At 46.0% G+C, this 17489-nt stretch carries 13 protein-coding genes and 2 pseudogenes; 13 read left to right on the forward strand and 2 right to left on the reverse strand.

Annotation, left to right across the window (positions count from 1 at the left end; all coding sequences use genetic code 11):
- Positions 1-224 (forward strand): annotated as a pseudogene (locus A3842_RS32835) (DGQHR domain-containing protein); the annotation flags it as partial.
- Positions 225-1464: 1240 nt separating this feature from the next.
- Entirely contained in the window at positions 1465-3324 is a 1860-nt protein-coding gene (locus tag A3842_RS02475) for an ATP-dependent nuclease (RefSeq protein WP_074100312.1), read from the forward strand.
- A gap of 563 nt (positions 3325-3887) precedes the next feature.
- On the opposite strand, the pseudogene pdxR reads toward A3842_RS02475, so the two are convergent.
- Positions 3888-5326 (reverse strand): annotated as a pseudogene (pdxR, locus tag A3842_RS02480) (MocR-like pyridoxine biosynthesis transcription factor PdxR).
- A 283-nt stretch (positions 5327-5609) separates the two neighbouring features.
- On the opposite strand from pdxR, the gene A3842_RS02485 reads away from it, so the two are divergent.
- The 11 genes from A3842_RS02485 to A3842_RS02535 are packed head-to-tail and all read left to right on the forward strand — an operon-like array spanning position 5610 to position 16000.
- The gene (locus A3842_RS02485; protein ID WP_256701449.1) at positions 5610-6764 is read left to right on the forward strand and encodes an MSMEG_0568 family radical SAM protein; all 1155 of its coding nucleotides are present in this window, start codon (positions 5610-5612) and stop codon (positions 6762-6764) included.
- Positions 6751-7245 carry an MSMEG_0567/Sll0786 family nitrogen starvation N-acetyltransferase gene (locus A3842_RS02490; protein WP_074100313.1) on the forward strand — a complete coding sequence of 165 codons (495 nt, stop codon included), beginning with the start codon at positions 6751-6753 and terminating at the stop codon, positions 7243-7245. Before A3842_RS02485 ends, A3842_RS02490 begins: the two co-directional genes overlap by 14 nt.
- Positions 7193-8152, forward strand: coding sequence for an amidohydrolase family protein (locus tag A3842_RS02495; protein WP_256701451.1), 960 nt, complete (start codon positions 7193-7195; stop codon positions 8150-8152). Before A3842_RS02490 ends, A3842_RS02495 begins: the two co-directional genes overlap by 53 nt.
- A gap of 51 nt (positions 8153-8203) precedes the next feature.
- Positions 8204-8719: an MSMEG_0572/Sll0783 family nitrogen starvation response protein gene (locus tag A3842_RS02500; protein WP_074100315.1), complete on the forward strand. Its 516-nt coding sequence runs from the start codon at positions 8204-8206 to the stop codon at positions 8717-8719.
- Between the two features lie 42 nt (positions 8720-8761).
- Positions 8762-9685, forward strand: coding sequence for a methylenetetrahydrofolate reductase (locus A3842_RS02505; protein ID WP_074100316.1), 924 nt, complete (start codon positions 8762-8764; stop codon positions 9683-9685).
- Between the two features lie 34 nt (positions 9686-9719).
- Positions 9720-10898, forward strand: a complete 1179-nt coding sequence (locus A3842_RS02510) for an MSMEG_0565 family glycosyltransferase (protein ID WP_074100317.1) — start codon at positions 9720-9722, stop codon at positions 10896-10898.
- Positions 10861-11832, forward strand: a complete 972-nt coding sequence (locus A3842_RS02515; RefSeq protein WP_074100318.1) for a sll0787 family AIR synthase-like protein — start codon at positions 10861-10863, stop codon at positions 11830-11832. Before A3842_RS02510 ends, A3842_RS02515 begins: the two co-directional genes overlap by 38 nt.
- Complete coding sequence (locus A3842_RS02520) at positions 11813-13411, forward strand: nitrilase-related carbon-nitrogen hydrolase (protein ID WP_074100319.1); 1599 nt, start codon at positions 11813-11815, stop codon at positions 13409-13411. The genes A3842_RS02515 and A3842_RS02520 overlap by 20 nt, the downstream gene beginning before the upstream one ends.
- A 6-nt stretch (positions 13412-13417) precedes the next feature.
- Positions 13418-13972 (forward strand): NADPH-dependent FMN reductase, encoded by a 555-nt coding sequence (locus A3842_RS02525; RefSeq protein WP_074100320.1) that lies wholly within the window; start codon positions 13418-13420, stop codon positions 13970-13972.
- Positions 13973-13979: 7 nt separating this feature from the next.
- A complete protein-coding gene (locus A3842_RS02530) occupies positions 13980-14954 on the forward strand; it encodes a beta-ketoacyl-ACP synthase III (protein WP_074100321.1) in 975 nt (324 codons plus the stop codon).
- A gap of 56 nt (positions 14955-15010) precedes the next feature.
- Positions 15011-16000 carry a mannose-1-phosphate guanylyltransferase gene (locus A3842_RS02535; protein WP_074100322.1) on the forward strand — a complete coding sequence of 330 codons (990 nt, stop codon included), beginning with the start codon at positions 15011-15013 and terminating at the stop codon, positions 15998-16000.
- 830 nt (positions 16001-16830) lie between these two features.
- On the opposite strand, the gene A3842_RS02540 is transcribed toward A3842_RS02535, so the two are convergent.
- Positions 16831-17292, reverse strand: coding sequence for a nuclear transport factor 2 family protein (locus A3842_RS02540; RefSeq protein ID WP_074100323.1), 462 nt, complete (start codon positions 17290-17292; stop codon positions 16831-16833).
- Between the last annotated feature and the right edge of the window lie 197 nt (positions 17293-17489).

The raw sequence follows: 17489 nt of genomic DNA on the forward strand, positions 1-17489 counted from the left end.
CTCATATTGTTTGTCTGAATGCACTTGCTTTTGCAGGGGCAGAGCTCTTTAAAAAAGTTATAAACGTAGAGAAGAAACATATTGATTATGCACAAATCATGAAGCATCTTCAGAGGATTAAATCAATAGAGTGGTCTTCCAATGGCCCATTTAAGTATCTGAAAGGGATAAATAGTTCAAAAGCATTAGCAGTTGATCTAAGATCATTAATGAAAATAACCTAAGGTTTGATATGTATTTTCACACTTATCTATCCCAATAAGCTCCTACTTTAATCACGAACAATGATACAAAGCATAAGTACTCCATTGTTGATGTTATTTTTAGCAAAAATATACAAATATAGCATATTTCGCACCCCATCCTAAAAACATCGTCATAAATTTCTGACGATGTTTTGCTGCTTAAGTTACGTCCTATTTCATTCGCTTTAACTAAACTCAGTTTAACTAAGCACTATACTTGAAAAATATCGATTACATAACCGTCTTTTTATAGTGCTACTGAGACCCTTCGGGGTATGTAAAAATTTAGGATACCTAATGCTAGACCGTATCACCGCCGGAGCGACCAACTTTAGCGCTCCTCCCCACATAAATCAAGGGTACAGTCCAGCTGTATTTTGAGACTTTTCATCGGAAAGTTGAGGTTTTCTGTCCTCAATTGACAGCAATGGAACACTGTTGTTAAATTTCAATCCAGTAATATATGAAGGAAGTATCGCTAGCAAAAAGTAGCTATAAAATAATTGCTATGAATTTTTAGGAATTGAGGGCCAACATGTATTTGAAAGAACTAAGAAGCTGGAACTTCAGAAAATACCGAACTATTAATAATGCGGACGGTAGCTCACCGAACACTACTGTACACTCCCACCCGACATCTAACCTACTTATTGGAGAAAATGACTCCGGAAAACAGCAATTATTGACTATTAATGCACATTATTATTTACGAGAAAAATCACACTATTCGCGGGTTTTGTATATCGTTAGCTTAACAAAGTGAGAACGAATTTACTTATTATTCATATATCGCTGATATAAGTATTTATCGTTAAGAATGCTTTACGTGAAATGGCCATTTACAGTATGGGACCTCGAACATCTCTAACTTATGTGCATTATACAAGCCTGCCGGGCTCTCAGAAAAAACCACCTTGTTCGTGTCGTGAACGCAGGCTCCTCTAGCTTCTACGGTGAATGAGGCCGAAGCGTTGGCCAAAGAAACGTCCGGATATCAATATCAAGCAGAAAATGCGCGATATGCTGAGAGAGTTTTATCCTTAAAGGACTAAATAAGCATCGTGTTAATGAAGGGATTGTTTCCTAAGAGGGAAGTAGTCCCTTTTTTGCATGTCGCCATTCGTAGCTGTAATGATCATTGAAGGGGATGGAAGATTGATCTATAAAAAGATTGAAATCCATAATTAGGTAGTTTACTGTTGAGGTGAAGAACTAATGCATGGGAGGAATAGAAATTAGCGAGCAGCAGCGTACGATAGAATTGTTGAATCAAGGGCGTCCTCGACTTAAGCAATTGATCATTCAAAATTTTCGCGGAATAGGCAATCATCCAGTCACAATTGAACTGGATAAGATCGTCGTTTTAGTAGGGCCAAACAATGTTGGTAAAAGCTCCATCCTTCGGGCCTATGAGGTAGCAATGTCCGAGGGCTCCAATGAAGCAATTCTGCTGCAGGATGACTTTCCAGGTGGTGTGGTACATCACGAGTCTCTCCCCATGATCGAGCTTCATACGGTTGTTCAGGATCATGCTCCTGGAGCGAGATGGATACATACGGATTCACTTACCCAAGAGAAGGTAGTCAAGGAGAGATGGACTTGGGTTGCTCCAGGTGCACCCAAGCGTCAAGGCTTCGATGTAGAAAAAAACATTTGGGCTGAAGATGCGGTTCCATGGGGTGCACCCAATGTCGCCAACTATAATCGACCAAAGCCACATCGAGTTGATGCTTTTTCAGATCCTAAAGTGCAAGCGGATGTCATCGTCAAACTGCTGAGCAATGTCATAAAAGAGAGAGTAAAAGACGTTCAAGAAGAAGCGGGGGAATCTCAATACAAACATTTGCTTCGTACGATCGCAACATTAAGACAGCAAGTAATCAATGAATCCATCGGGCATATCGAAAAAATTGAACTACAGGTCTCGCAGCTACTCAATGAAGTTTTCCCCGGATACATTGTTAAATTTGATCCTCGGGCGGAAGAGGAAGCGGAGAGTGACCTTAATCTATTTCAAAAAGTAAATAACGCACAGCTGAAAATGGGACATGGTGAAAATGGTCATTTAACCACACTGGATCGTCAAGGAAGTGGTGCAAGACGTACTTTATTGTGGAGTGCATTACGAATGATTGCAGAGACGAATGTGAATAAAGGGATTAAGAAAGGGGCGAAAAAAGAAGCAATAGAAGGTGAGGAGAATCGGCCTCATGTCCTTCTTTTGGACGAGCCGGAGCTATGCCTTCATCCAAACGCCGTAAGAGAGGCTTGTCGGGTATTATACGATTTACCGAATACGGGAAACTGGCAAGTGATTGTAACAACACACTCTCCTGCTTTTATTGACGTCTCTCGCGATAACACAACCATTATTCGAGTAGAACAGATTAATGGACACATTTCCGGAACAACAGTATTTCGTCCGGAGAGAGTCAAATTAGATGACGAAGACCGCTCCCTTTTGAAGCTTATGAACATTTTTGACCCTTATGTTGCCGAATTCTTCTTTGGGGGACGCTGCATTATCGTAGAAGGGGACACGGAATATACGGCGTTTAAGCACATCATGGCAACAAAGCCTGGAATCTATAAGGATGTGCATATTATTAGAGCAAGAGGAAAAGCTACCATTATTTCATTAGTCAAAATTCTAAATCATTTCGGTTCTCGTTATTCTGTCCTGCATGATAGTGATACGCCAACAACACTTAGAAAAGGAAAAACGATAAAAAATCCGGCATGGGCACATAACGAAAAAATATATGCAGCGATACAAGATCGACCGCTTACTTCAAATGTTCGGCTACTAGCCTCACTAGGGAATTTTGAGAAAGCGTATTTTGGGGAGGAAGTAAGTAGTGAGAAACCCTACAATGCAATTTTTCATTTGCAACGCAATGAGCAACGATTCGAAAAGGTGGAACAACTGCTGGATGCTCTTCTGGATCATAGTAAAGTTCCGCCTGAAGGTGCGCTTGAATGGACAAGCATTGCTCAGTTAGAGGAGATGGTTGCTGCACAAGCCAGTAAGGAATTAGTAGCTGCAGGAACTGAAGATACAATAAACGAGGTGTTTTGAACGCGTAGTAGGTATAAAATAACTTCCAATATATAGGACTTTACTACAAAAGCACAGTCCTATATATTGGGAATTGGAGCTTGATAATCCGTTCTTTACGTATTAGAGGAATTCAGGTAACCAAAGTTGTAGACTGAGAAAATAAAGTATTAGTATAACAATGCTTTATTAATCAGACGGGCAGTTTTACATAAATACAAATATTTAACTATCCAACAACTCAACTCGTTCGGTGTTGAGTTTCTTTATTTGCCTTCTACACATTTCGACTCGCCCTTCTCAATCATCCACCCGACCAGTATTTATTCATCCCCACATTCAGAAACTACTTTTAGGTATGTCGAGGGACGAGAACATGGTCCAATTAAAGTCGAAGTTAAGCATATAAGTCTAACAAAGCTTCTATTTCGTCGAACTCCTCCTCTGAAAGTTGCTCCTATTGCTGATCAATAGATATGACATTTTCTTCTGGATACAAGCTGCCGACAATGGATTGAGGGTTTGCCCAGTTATATCAAGGCGTATTTGCCGATTTCAAGCTGCGAAGTCTGAGTTAGGTTATATTATTTTGTTATTTTTACCGCATTGGCAAACAGTTGAATTCCTTCTTGAATTTTATGATCATCCGCACGGCTGAATGTGAATCGCAAGAAGTTTTGGCCTGAGCCGAGAGTGCTTCCTGGAGCGTAGATCACACCCTGCTGAGTGGCCTCTTTAAATAACATGTTTTGATCCCGTTCCCCATTCATTCGGCACCAGAGGTGAATGCCCCCTTGGGGAACCGTAAATTCAATGAACCCACCCAATTCATTCTTCAACGCCTCCATGATCAAATCGCATTTCGTTTTTAAGCCGCTTCTCAATTGAGTAATATGGTTATCAAAACCTTCGGAAGAGAGCAGTTTTTCAGCAATCCATTGGGGGTAGTTGGGATGCCCAAAGTCGATTTGCTGTTTAGCATCGGCTAATCGGTTGATCACGGACTGTGGGCCCACAATCCACCCAATACGGAGGCCTGAGGCTACAATTTTAGACAGTGAGCTAATGTACAGGACAGCACCGTCACGATCCATGGATTTAAGGGTTGCAACAGGCTCGTTGTTGTAAGCAGTAAGACCGTAAGGGTCATCCTCCACTATGGGAATCCCATATTTTGTAGAAATCTCTATGATCTTCTGCTTTCTCTCCTGGACCATAGACGTTCCTGTTGGATTTTGAAAGGTTGGATTGAGAAAAACCATTTTGATCCGGTTTCGTTTGTACAAGGAAATAATTTGTTCCGGATCTATTCCGCCCACTCCGATTGGCAAGAAATGGGTCTTTATTCCAGCCGAGTGAAAGATGGGGAGTGAGTAGGCATAAGAAGGGTCTTCAATCGCTACAGCATGCCCGGCTTCAATAAACATTGAATAATCAGGTGCAGAGCTTGTTGAGCTCCTGAAGTAATGATAATGGAAGAAGGAGTCGTTTCAATATTGCGGTACTTTTGCAGATGGGCTGAGATGGTTTCACGTAATTTAATATTACCCTGCATATGTTCATATCCCAAATATTCGCTAACTTCCATGGATCTATGAATACTTTGTAAAAGCTTGAATGGTAGTAGATCCGGCGATAATTCGCCGATAGCAAAATTAATCAGGTGATCTTTGGATTGAATGATCTTGTATATTTGTTGATTCAGTGGATTGTTGATTTGAAAAAAACCGTCTCTTGCATATTGGTCCCAATTGGGAATGCGCTTTTGCAGCCCTTGTTCCCAGACATCTGGACTGACAATCGTACCAATCCCTTTGACCCGCTTAACCAGTCCGCTGGCCAGGAGCTCGTCGTATGCAGAAATGATGGTTCCTCGATTCACTCCGATTTCTGCCGCCATAAACCGTTCAGAAGGCAGACTGCTACCTGAAGGATATTCTCCGTTGACAATGCGTGTCTCCATATAGTTTGCGATCTGTTTATAAATGGGCACTCCGACTGCTTTGCTCGGTTTCCATTCCATTGGTATCCTCCTTTGCTCTAAGCTGTACTTAATCTAATATAACTAAATTTGATTTAATTGAATTTGAGTATAACTGAATGTCAGCAAATATTCCATTGTTTTAATAAGGGATTGTGAAAACCTGCAAAAAGAGAGTTGGAATAGCCGAATTTAGGTGGATGGGTAAAAAAACGATGTAGTGGATGATGTCAGGCTCAAGATTTGTCTGTAATATTTGTCACATAAGATAACACAAAAACAAAATATGTGTTAGATATATGTGAAGAAAGGAGCGATTGGATTGTTGAATGAGAAGCATTGGGATAGAAGTGATGAAGATTCGATAGGTCAATCTTATGCAAGTTGGCTGGTTGATCTGCAAAACAAGGGCCTGCGTTCAAACGGGCTCATCAAGGACAGCAGGCGCGGAGGGGCAGGTCCATCCGATGATCGTGCATTTGTTCTGCAAGATCATTCTGTTATGCTGCCGACATTAAACGGTCCTGCTGAATCTTCTCCTTATTCTCTGGTAAGCACTGATTCGGGACTGGTTCTACAGTATGAAGGAAAAAAGCTCATGTATGTAGACCCGGTAGCCCGTCCTAAATTCTACGATCGCTCAACAACAGATGGAATCCCCTACAATAAAATTGCTGTTCTTCACAGTAGTGATGTTCTGGCAAGTACTGTAATTCAGAGCTGCATCAGATGGGCTCCGAATCAACGCTGCAAATTCTGTGCGATAGGACAGTCCCTGGAGGCGGGGAATACCATTGCTAGGAAGACCCCGGAGCAGCTTGCGGAGGTCGTGCAGGCTGCTGAGGCGCTTGATGGCATTAAGCAAATCACGCTTACGACAGGTACGCCGAACGAGCTTGACCGGGGAGCCTTATACCTTGCAGAATGCGTAAAGGCCATTCGCAAGGTAAGCCGTCTTCCCATCCAGGTGCAGTGCGAGCCTCCTGAAGATGACGGGCTTTATCAGGTGCTGAAGGATGCCGGGGCAACTACGATTGGCCTGCATGTAGAGTCCTTTGATGAGAACGTCCGCCGGGCAATGATGCCCTCTAAATCAAGCATTACACTAGAAACCTATTTTGCCGCTTTTGAAAAGGCGGTGGCTGTATTTGGAAAAAATCAGGTTAGCACCTACGTTATTTTGGGAATGGGAGAAAGCCTGGAGAAGACATTGGCAGGCTGCGCACGTGCGGCCCAGATAGGGGTGTACCCGTTTGTTGTTCCGCTGCGTCCGCTGGGCGGCACACTTCTGGAGAATGCAGCGCCGCCGACCAGTGATTATATGGAAGGTGTGTACCGCCAGGTGGCAGCCATCTTAGCCAGTGAAGGGCTTTCTTCTGCAGCCAGTGAAGCCGGCTGTGCGAAATGCGGCGCATGCTCGGCACTTTCTTCTTTTGAGAAGCTGGAGCTTTCAGGGAGTGAAAGCTATGAGAAATTGTAAGGTGAAATTGGCTGTCACTGAACAGGAGATCCAGGAAGCTTTGTCACTTCGCCGCCAGGTTTTTGTAGAAGAGCAACATTTGTTTGATGCCACGGATGAGGATGAGCATGATGAGGAATCATTTTTTATCAATGCCTGGAAAACTGAATCGATATTGATGGGAACGGTACGTTGTTATCCGGATCAGGAAGACCCTTTCGTATGGTGGGGCGGAAGACTTGCTGTACGTGCGGAATACAGGCTTCGAGGGATCGGCGTGTATCTCATTGAGGCTGCTGTAGAAGAAATGAAGCTCCGCAGGGTAAGACGTTTTTTAGCACAAGTACAGCAACAAAATGTGAAATTATTTGAGAAATTGGGCTGGGTGACCGTTGGGGATGTTTTTTGGGTTTGCGATCATCCGCACCAAATTATGGAGGCGAACTTGCATGTGTATGATGCACCAAATCGGAAGCGGCGCCAGAGGCTTGTCCAAGACTGAGACGTTGAATCACTCACAAGAAGAATGTACACACGACACACCGCTGACTATGGGGTTCGGCAGAAGAGTTTTTAGTGTTCACAGTCATGTGGGGCATTTGGACCCGTGGCCCTTTTACGAATCGGATGAACCGATTTCTCCGGCAGATCCTGGACCGGCAACGGCTGAAGAGCTGGATCATTTCATGAAATGCCGTGGTATGGAGAAGTCATTGATTATTCCCAACTACGGCATACCTGTCCAATCACAGCCTTTTTCACATAATGAATTGGTAGTAAACCTGTGCAAGCAGGGAGGAGGGAAAGTTGCCGGAGGGTTATGGGTGTCCGGACTGCCGCAAAACAGCGAATTAACAGCGTCCGCGCTTAACTTGCTGGATCAACCCGGTATTTCTGCGATGAAAATGAGCTACCTTCTTGGGGGGACAGCAGATCCCCGTAAATGGGATGAAGCTACAACCAAGCAGCACGAAACCATTTTTAAGGCAGCCATTGAAAGGGATATGCCGATTCATTTCCATACCAGCCCGGGAGGAGGCTCCGATATTCTCGGATTTTTCGAAGTGATTAAACGATGGGGGAAGGAACTGAAAATTCACCTTGTCCATATGGGCGGTGGTGCAAGCGGGCATATTCGGCTTCTCTCAGAGTGGAACAATCTGATCGAGGGCGGATACCGTGTCTACATCGATACGAGCTGGGCAATAGGCTTCGCAGTCCGCAAGCTTCTTCAAGAGGTAGATAAGACAGGGATTGGTGTAGATCGTATTATGTTTGGCTGCGATGAGCCCTGGAGTGATTATGAAAGCGAGTTTTGGAAAATTCAAGGCGCTCGAATCTCTGACGAAATTAAAGAGCGGATTTTTTGGGGAAATGCAGAGGAACATTACTTTACTAAGCTGGCTTAGGGTGTAGAGCCCTTTACCATACAAAATTACATTTTGAAGGGAAGATGAACCATGACTGCAAACTTTACTGAACTTGAATTGAAATCGATGAACGAAATTCCACATCCGTCTTTACCGGTGGGCACCAAATTGTACGGAGGAACGAAGGTATTTCCTGACTATAAGGCCAATCCGGGAGAAAAGTTTCTAGCCTTGATTCACGGGATCGCTCATGAATCCTCATTATCTTATGTAGCTATTCTTCAGGCGACCCGCGCTCAACGCAAAGGCTACGAAACGGCTATTTACTTCTATGGCACCGGAGCCATTAACGCGCTTGCCACTCGCGGCTTCCCGACTGTTGGAAATGCGGCTTTTGGAGGTCAAATGAATATCAATGAAGGGTTGGCAACCTTTATTAAAGAAGGCGGTAAAGTGTATGTCTGCCGTTTCGGACTGGGTCTGCATGGCTTGAGGGAAGAAGACTTAATTGAAGGAACGATTCCTGTTCATCCGCTGGATTTGCAGGATTGCTTGATTGAATATTCCCGTGCAGGAGCCTTCATCCTGAGCACATTCCAGATTTAATGAAATTAAAAATATGTTCGAAGAAAGCGCGGGTGTGCACTCATGACTTTACTATTAAATAAAAGCCAGCTGCAAGCTGACAGCTTTGCCGTGACTGCAGAATTAATACCTCCTCGAGACTGGAACCCAAGACCGCTTGTTGAACAAGCGGTTAGGTACAGGGGGTATGTCGATGCGGTGGATCTTAGCGATAACCTGCTCGCTATTGCCCGTCTGTCTCCTGTGGTCGGCGCATTCTTTGTCCGTCAGGTCGGCATGGAGCCGATTGTGCAAATCAATCTGCGGGACCGCAACCGTATGGCGATCCAGAGCGACCTGATGGGTCTGGCGGCAATCGGTGTCAAGAACATTACGATTCTGGGCGGTTATCCCGCCAAGGTCGGTACAGAACCGAACGCGAAAGAAGTGTACGATTTGGAAACGATGGAGCTTGTACGGTATGCCAGAAAATTCGCCGATGAAGGTCTGCTCTTTGACGGCACACGAATGCAAGAGCCGCCCAAATTCACCATAGGTACCGTAGAGAACATTGCCGGCAAGCCAATCAAGGAATTAATTGATCGTCTGGAATCGAAGGTTGAGAACGGAACCGACTTTGTGCGGACTCAATTGGTGTTCGATATGGACTTGATTGGCGAATGGATGGAGGAAGTGCGGCGTCGCGGACTTCATGAAAGAGTAACCATTATGGCCAGTATTTTGCCTCTGCGCGATGCGGAGCACGTAGGAACCGCCCTTCGAATACCAGGTATTGTGATTCCCGATTCCTTCCACGCAAGACTTAGTGCATCAGAATCCAAAGAAGAGGGGCTGCTGATTGCCGCTGAGTTAATCAAGAAGTTGCGGCAAATTGAAGGCATCCATGGGATTCATATTCGTCCGATCGGTGGAGCGGAGGATAGTGTCAATAAAGTCGTTCAATATGCAGGTTTAATGTCGAGTCCCTCGGTTTCAGCAAGCGCATAAGAAGCTGGGCATTAGCTATAGGGGGGGACGGAAGATGAAGGTTGCTCTATACACCTACAACACGAAGCCGCGTGGCGGGGTCGTGCATACGCTGGCTTTGGCCGAGGCGCTTCGTGCCAAGGGGTGCTCGGTCATTGTCTTCGCCCTGGGATTAAACGGAACGACACAATTTTTCCGCCCGGTGAGTGCAGAAACGAAGGTGTTCCCCTTCGCCCCGCATGAAAACGAAGCGTTCGAAGACCGCATCCTTCGATACATTGATACTTATATTGCGGGGCTGGAAAATGAAGACTTACACCAGTTCGATATTCACCATGCACAGGATTGTATCAGCGCCAACTGTTTAAACCGTCTGTCGAAGAAGGGGCTTGTTCCCTTCTTTCTTCGCACGGTGCACCATCTAGACGATTTTGTAACTCCTACGCTTGTGGAATGCCAGCATCAGTCGGTTATCCAGCCCAAGGCTTTAATTACGGTCAGTCATACGTGGAAAGAGCGGTTGGAGCATTCCTATTCCCGCACCTCAACAGTTATACACAATGGGGTGGAAGAGCGTTATTTTCAACATGGACAAAGCTTGGAAGAAATCAAGACTTCCCTTGGACTCCATGATAAAATCGTGTTTCTGACGCTTGGAGGAATCGAGCCGCGGAAAAATACCATCGCAACCCTTCAAGCCTTTGCTGAAGTAAAACACCGGCTCCCGCAGGCGGTGCTCCTGATTGCCGGCGGAGCCACCTTGTTTGATTACCGGGATTATCGAGTGCAGTATGACCGGATCGTAGAGGAACTCCCTTCCTTGGTCCGGGAGGATATCCGCATCTTGTCCGCTCCTGATAATCAGATGGTTCAGTTGCTGTATCAATTAGCGGATGTTTATGTGCAACCTTCGGTACAGGAAGGCTGGGGCTTGGCCGTGCTTGAGGCTATGGCCAGCGGCACGCCGGTTGTTGCTTCTAATATCGCTGTATTCCGGGAATATTTGACCCATGAGCATAACGCATTGCTTGCAGATCCTTTGGACCCGGCAGAGCTTGCGGCGCATATGCTTCGCGTTGTGAGGGATACCGAATTACAAATTCGGTTAAGTACGAATGGGATTTATACAGCTTCTGAGTATACGTGGCCTATGGCTGCTGACAGGCATATTCATTTGTACAGGGGGATGTTGACCGATGGACGGACTGGAAAATCTGGTGAAGCGTATTGCTGACTCACCCGGCTTTATGAGGAAAAAGGATATCCAAATTCCTATGCAGGCATTTGCTTGGGACCCGGCGGCTATGCTTGATCCCATCGGTGATGATGCGGCCATTCTTAAGAATGGCGATGATTATTTGCTTATCTCGTGCGACGGCATCCTTCCCCGGTTAGTGCAGGTTGAACCTAAATGGGCCGGATACTGTGCGGTATTGGTGAGTGTAAGCGATATTTATGCCATGGGGGGGCGCCCGGTGGCCATTGTGAATCTGCTCAGCGCACCGAATGGAGAGACGGCCGGCCTGATCGCCGAAGGTATGGCGGAAGGCTGCCGCAAGCTTGGTGTTCCTATGGTCGGAGGACATTATTTGCCGGAGGAGGTTGGTGGGGTGGCAACGGCAATTATCGGAAGAGCCACACATCTTCTCCGCGGATGCAATGGCAGAGCCGGTCAGTCTCTTATAGTGGCAGTTGACTTGAATGGGAAACCGTATAAGCATTATCTGCAGTGGGACTGTACCAGTACACAGGAACCTGAGGTGCTGCACAGAAAGCTGGAGCTTTTGCCCATGCTGGCGGAAAACGGATGGGCAACGGCAGCACGGGATATCAGCAATGCGGGCATCCTTGGAACGATTGCTATGCTGGCGGAAAATTCCGTATGCGGCGCTCAGGTGCAGATCGATCATATTCCAAGACCGGGTACGGTGGAGCTGGAACGATGGCTGCAAATGTTTCCGGGATACGGGTTCATTCTTGCGGCAGATCCGGAGCATACGGATGAGATCATTGCTCTTTTTGCACAGGAAGATATTGCGGCTGCTGTTGTCGGTGAATTGACATTGGATACATGCGTGAGCATCAGAAATGATACCGAAGCGGCGATACTTATAGATTGGGCCAAAGAATCCCTGGTGGTGACACAATATGAACAAAGACAATGCTGATAAAGACTTGAGCTATAAGGTTGCGGCCATACAATTCAATCCGGTACAAGGGGATGTGGCAAGCAATCAACAACGTATGGCCGGGCTGCTGAGCGAAGCGGCGGATAACGGAGCCAGGCTGATCGTTTTTCCCGAGATGGCATCCAGCGGCTATGTATGGAACGACAGAGAGGAAATTGCCCCTTTTGTTGAAACGATTCCGGGTCCGACAACGGTTTCATTACTGGCTGTGACCCATAAATACCGTTGTTATGTTGCTGTCGGATTGCCGGAGGTGGATTCCGTAACCGGAGCCTATTATAATTCTGCCGTTCTTATCGGACCTGACGGAGTGGTTGGAAAGTACCGGAAAACCCATCTCTTCGCAGCGGACCCCAGATGGGCGCGTGAAGGCAACGAGGGCATTGCTGTATTCGCTACGGAGATAGGCAATATTGCGCTGCTGATTTGTATGGATGCCATGTATTTTGAGCCCGCCAGAATTGCCGCGTTGCAGCAGGCCGATGTGATTGCCTTTCCGACGAATTGGGTCGGAGCGGGAAATAATGAGCCAAGCAAAACCTGGTGTATACGGGCAAAAGAAAACGGCGTGTATTGGGTGGCTGCCAACCGTTCGGATACGGAAAGAGGGGCTCTGTTTACAGGAGGCAGCGCGGTCATAGTGCAGGATGGCAGCGTACAAAATGCGCGGGTATCCGGTGAGGGAATCGTCTATGGGACGGTGTGGCTAAACACTGTGGCAAGGCATAGGCTTATTGAAGGCCGAAGGCCAGAAGCGTACCAGGAGTTATTGCTGCATCCCTATCTATGGAAAGAAGGGGAGACACGCGGGATCAACACAGCATCTGCCTATGAAGTGATCGTTCTTGCACTGGGGGCAACGGACGCTGCAGCCACTTGTATAGATCGATTAAGTGCAGCAATGGACGAAGCGAAAAGCCGCTTTCGGGTGAGCAACCGGTTGTATGTTCTTCCGGAATTTCACGTAGCTGCTGCGTCTGACAGCGGCCAGGACAAGGAGCTATTGAGTGGAATACAGCGTCTGGCTGAATCGAATAACGAATTTGTAGTCTTAGGCCTGTCGAAAGGGACGGGGGGCAAACCAACTGCCTCAGTTTATCTGCTAGGTCCGGATGGAGTTGTAGGACACTATTCCCAAGTTCATCCGGACTCACCGGAACAGGCAGATCCGAATGCACGGTTCTGCACCTTTGAGCTGCCTTTTGGAAGAGTCGGCCTCTTAACGGAACGGGATGCGGAATATCCGGAATCCTATCGGATTCTGGCCAAGCAAGGAGCGGATATCATTGCTGTCAGCGGATCGGGTAAGGAAAGCTTGAACACCTGGATGAAGCGTATTTGGGCTTTTGAAAATGATGCAATCGTAGCATGTTCCTTGCCGTCGGGCGTTTCCGGGAGCTTGCTGTTTTTGCACCGCAAGCTGGCTATGGAAGGGGCTGCGGATCAAGAGGCTCTGATTGGCTTGATTGAACCGGAGATGACCGAGGCAGCCAGAAGCCGATCTTTTATGCGGCGGTTGAAAACACATCTGTACGATTCGCTTGTAATGGGAGGATGAAAAAGCATGAAGCTGCTGGGGATTTCAGGAACGATCATTGGAGAAAAGACAAGCGCTGTCGTCAGGCATGTGGTCAGACAAGCGGCTTTGTTAGATAAAGAGCTGGATACAGAGATATTGGACTTGAGGGACTATCAAGTACAATTCTGTGATGGCCGGATAACGGCTGAATACAATGAGGACACGCAAAAGGTAATTAAATCCGTACTGTCAGCGGATTGCTTTATTATCGGGACGCCAATCTATCAGGCATCCTTGGCTGCACCTCTTAAGAACTTATTTGACTTGGTGCCTCCGGATGCTTTCCGCAAAAAAGTCATAGGATTTATCGGAACCGGCGGTACGTACCAGCATTTTCTGGTCATTGAAAATCAATTGAAGCCAATTGCCGGCTATTTCAGAGCCTATACCGTACCGGACTATGTTTACGCGCATCGGGAGCATTTTAACGACAATAATGAAATTACAGATGCTTCTGTCATTGAGCGGATTGAGGTATTGGCGCAGCAGGTGGTCCATATGTCCAAGGCTTTACAAACTTCACATACAGTGGCGGGGTGAGGGAACCATGTACAAGGCCGTAATCAGCGGATTCGGGGCCTTCTTGCCGGACCATCAGGTCACGAATGCGGATTTGGAGAATCTGGTGTTGTTGCCGGATGATTGGATTGTCAGCCGCACGGGAATTAAAGAAAGACGAGTAACAAATGATTCCGAGGCAACCTCGGATTTGGCTTATCAGGCTGCACTGGAGGCAGTGCATCATGCAGGAATCACTCCATTCGAAATTGACATGATTCTGGTCGCTACAGAGACCCCGGATCATATCCTCCCGGGGGTAGCTTGTCTCATCCAGCACAGGCTTGGGTGCCGGAAGGTTAGTGCCATGGATATTCATTCTACCTGCGTCGGATTTCTGTCCGCACTGCAAGTTGCCGAGCAGTATATTAAATCCGGCACGCATAAGCATGTCTTGGTCATTGGTGCAGATACTTTGACGAAGCTTACAGATTATACAGATCCCTATACCAGTATTCTCTTCGGTGATGGAGCGGGAGCCATTGTGCTCTCCAGAGGTGAAGAGGCTGACTCAAAAGGGATTATTTCGACGGTGCTTCATTCGGATGGAGAGGATTTTGAAGCGCTCTTCGTTCCCGGAGGCGGCGGCCGGTACCCGGCAATAGAAGGACTAAAAGCAAAAATGGTCATGGACGGCAGTAAAATATTCAAAGCCGCAGTGAAATCGATGACATCCGGTGCGGAAGAAGTATTATTCATTAGTGGCTACCGAAAAGAAGAGGTGGACTGGTTTATTCCCCATCAAGCGAATGAGCGTATTATCGATGCGGTAGCGCGCAACCTCTCCTTTCCGGAAGAGAAAATTGTCAAGACCGTCCGTTATTTGGGTAACAGTTGCTCAGCAACGATCCCCATTTCACTTCATCAAGCGGTCAAAGACGGGCGCATTCAACGAGGGGATACAATTCTTATGACCGCTTTCGGCGCAGGTTTGATTTGGGGGGCGGCGTTGATTCAATATTGAGACGTAACAGTTCGCGCCGCAGTGCCCGAAATACTCCAGACTGGGAAGGATACGATATGATTCATATGGTGCTTTGCGGCGGGCACGGATCAAGGCTGTGGCCTTTATCGACCCCAGCCTGCCCCAAACCGTTTTGCCGGATTGTGGATGACCTCTCTATGTTTCAACAAACGGTTGTGAGAAACAGGATGTTATGCGAGAATACTCTCATTATTGCCAACGACAAGCACTCACGCCTGGTTAGGGGGCAGCTTGAGGAAATCGGTTGTACGACTGCACGGTTCATATGGGAATCATCCGCAAGAAATACGGCACCCGCTATTGCGCTGGCGTGTTTGTCTTTAAGTCCGGACGAACTGGTACTGGTTACTCCTTCAGACCATACACTGGAGCCGAAGATTCTTTACAGGAAATCTATTCTTGAAGCTCGAAAGCATGCTGAGCTTAACTATATCGTCACCTTCGGTTGTCATCCCCTTGAACCGCATGAAGGATATGGATATATTCAGGCGGAGAGAGACGTCATTTCTTTTCTTGAAAAGCCTTCGTCCACTCAAGCGGAGCAGTGTCTTAAAGAAGGCAACTGGTACTGGAACACCGGAATCTATTTGTTTAAAGCCGGGGTGCTGCTGCAAGAGCTGCAACGTTATGCGCCTGATCTTTGGGAAGCTTGCTTAACCGTCTATGAAGAGAGAAGATGCTTAGCCGAGAAGCAAGTATTCTTCTCGAAGATGGAACATATACCAGAAATGAGTATTGACCGTGCTGTGATGGAACACAGCGAGTGTTTGAAAATGGTTGAAATGAAAGCGGATTGGTCTGACTTAGGCAGCTTTGAGGCACTCGCTGCTCATTTGTATCGACATAACGAAATGAATACAGACCATGGCTGTCAAGTTCGGATGAATGCTGATAATAATGTAGTTATTACGAGTAAGAAAAAGGTAGTTCTAATCGATGTTGAGAATATTATTGTCATTGAAACCGATGAAGCCCTGCTTATTTCAAAAAGGGGCTCTTCTCATAAAATAAAGGATATTCTCTAAATGAACTCTCTGGGGGATTTAGGAAACTGGAAAACAAAAAAGTAATTGATTGAGACTATCTTGTATTGATATCATGATCGTCCCGTCGATTCATTCCTGAGCGAAGTGGCCTTGGAGAAGCCGAACACACATACATTCGGAAGTATGATGCGCAGCATTGTTATTGCTCTTTACGAGCTTAATGCTGATGAAATCTATGTAGTCGGCCATCATCAATGCGGGATGAGTAAAAGCAACCCTTAGAGCATGCTTCAGAAGATGCTTGATAGAGGAGTAGTGACAGCTGAGACATTCTCCGCCCTTGAATGCGCAGGGTCAGAGAAGTGGCTGTATGGTTTTGAAAATGTAGAGATTCTGTTAGAGGGAACATTGATTTGATCCGAGATCATCCCTAATCCCTAAAAACATCCCCGTTCATGGACTAATCATTGATCCTGATACAGACAGATTAGATTTACTGGTCGATGGTTACAAAGGAATCACGAGGACTTAAGATAAGAGAGACTAAACATTAGCGAAGGGGAAGGTAGCTCGCCTGTATAAAATAATAATTTAGGGAAATTAGAAAACATAAAAATGGCTGTCGAGACTTTCTCGACAGCCTGAGTAGTTTTCAACAACTTGTTTTTTGTGACGAGACATTACTGCCAGTACACGAATATATACTTTCATGTCAGTGGTCAGTTTTATATTCATAAACATAAGTTGAGACTTACTATGCCAAGTTTGCCAACTCACATTAGATAAAGAGCACATCATCAAGTACTCTGCTCAGAGTGAGATTACCCTGAACGAGAGGGCTACATCTGATGTTCCAAAAACCATGCGGGTCACAGACCTAACTCGCTTAAGCCCGGGTGGTCAGCTGGACGCGAGCCAAGAGGCCAATGGAACTTTCGTTCTTCTTCCTTAATCGGCATGTCATTAATCGAAGCAAATCTACGTTTCATCAAACCGTCGTCAGCGTAATCCCAATTCTCGTTCCCATATGATCTAAACCAATTTCCGCTATCATCATGCCACTCATATGCGAATCTTACAGCAATATAGTTATCTGTAAATGACCAAAGTTCCTTGATAAGTCGGTAGTCCAGCTCTTTGGCCCATTTTCTAGTTAGAAGAGAGACAATTTCTTGGCGGCCTGTTACAAATTCACTCCGATTTCTCCAAAAACAATCCTCAGTATAGCCAAGCGAGCAGCGCTTCGGGTCTCGGCTATTCCAACTGTCTTCTGCTACTCGTGCTTTTTGGATTGCTGTTTCACGAGTGAATGGGGGAGTTATTATATTCATAAAATTTCCTCACTTTCCACTATTTTTTGTGTTAGAGAAGCCAACGGCATTAGATGGCACGCATCGATTCATGTTTATAAGGTACCCTGTAGTCACTAATTTTATGCAAAGAACACTATTAGTGTATCACCTATTAATGGGAATCACTTTGCCTTTATATGTATGTAGAATTTTAATTACTATAATTGGGCAATACA

This window comes from Paenibacillus sp. P3E (assembly GCF_001909045.1).
Taxonomy (GTDB): domain Bacteria; phylum Bacillota; class Bacilli; order Paenibacillales; family Paenibacillaceae; genus Paenibacillus_AQ; species Paenibacillus_AQ helianthi.

Bases quoted from the DNA above. Each gene is read 5' to 3' on its own strand.
- A3842_RS02540 (WP_074100323.1), bottom strand. From the start codon at position 17,292: ATGAATATAATAACTCCCCCATTCACTCGTGAAACAGCAATCCAAAAA.
- A3842_RS02515 (WP_074100318.1), top strand. From the start codon at position 10,861: ATGGACGGACTGGAAAATCTGGTGAAGCGTATTGCTGACTCACCCGGC.
- A3842_RS02530 (WP_074100321.1), top strand. From the start codon at position 13,980: ATGTACAAGGCCGTAATCAGCGGATTCGGGGCCTTCTTGCCGGACCAT.
- A3842_RS02490 (WP_074100313.1), top strand. From the start codon at position 6,751: ATGAGAAATTGTAAGGTGAAATTGGCTGTCACTGAACAGGAGATCCAG.
- A3842_RS02525 (WP_074100320.1), top strand. From the start codon at position 13,418: ATGAAGCTGCTGGGGATTTCAGGAACGATCATTGGAGAAAAGACAAGC.
- A3842_RS02505 (WP_074100316.1), top strand. From the start codon at position 8,762: ATGACTTTACTATTAAATAAAAGCCAGCTGCAAGCTGACAGCTTTGCC.
- A3842_RS02500 (WP_074100315.1), top strand. From the start codon at position 8,204: ATGACTGCAAACTTTACTGAACTTGAATTGAAATCGATGAACGAAATT.
- A3842_RS02535 (WP_074100322.1), top strand. From the start codon at position 15,011: ATGATTCATATGGTGCTTTGCGGCGGGCACGGATCAAGGCTGTGGCCT.
- A3842_RS02475 (WP_074100312.1), top strand. From the start codon at position 1,465: ATGGGAGGAATAGAAATTAGCGAGCAGCAGCGTACGATAGAATTGTTG.
- A3842_RS02510 (WP_074100317.1), top strand. From the start codon at position 9,720: ATGAAGGTTGCTCTATACACCTACAACACGAAGCCGCGTGGCGGGGTC.
- A3842_RS02520 (WP_074100319.1), top strand. From the start codon at position 11,813: ATGAACAAAGACAATGCTGATAAAGACTTGAGCTATAAGGTTGCGGCC.
- A3842_RS02495 (WP_256701451.1), top strand. From the start codon at position 7,193: ATGTGTATGATGCACCAAATCGGAAGCGGCGCCAGAGGCTTGTCCAAG.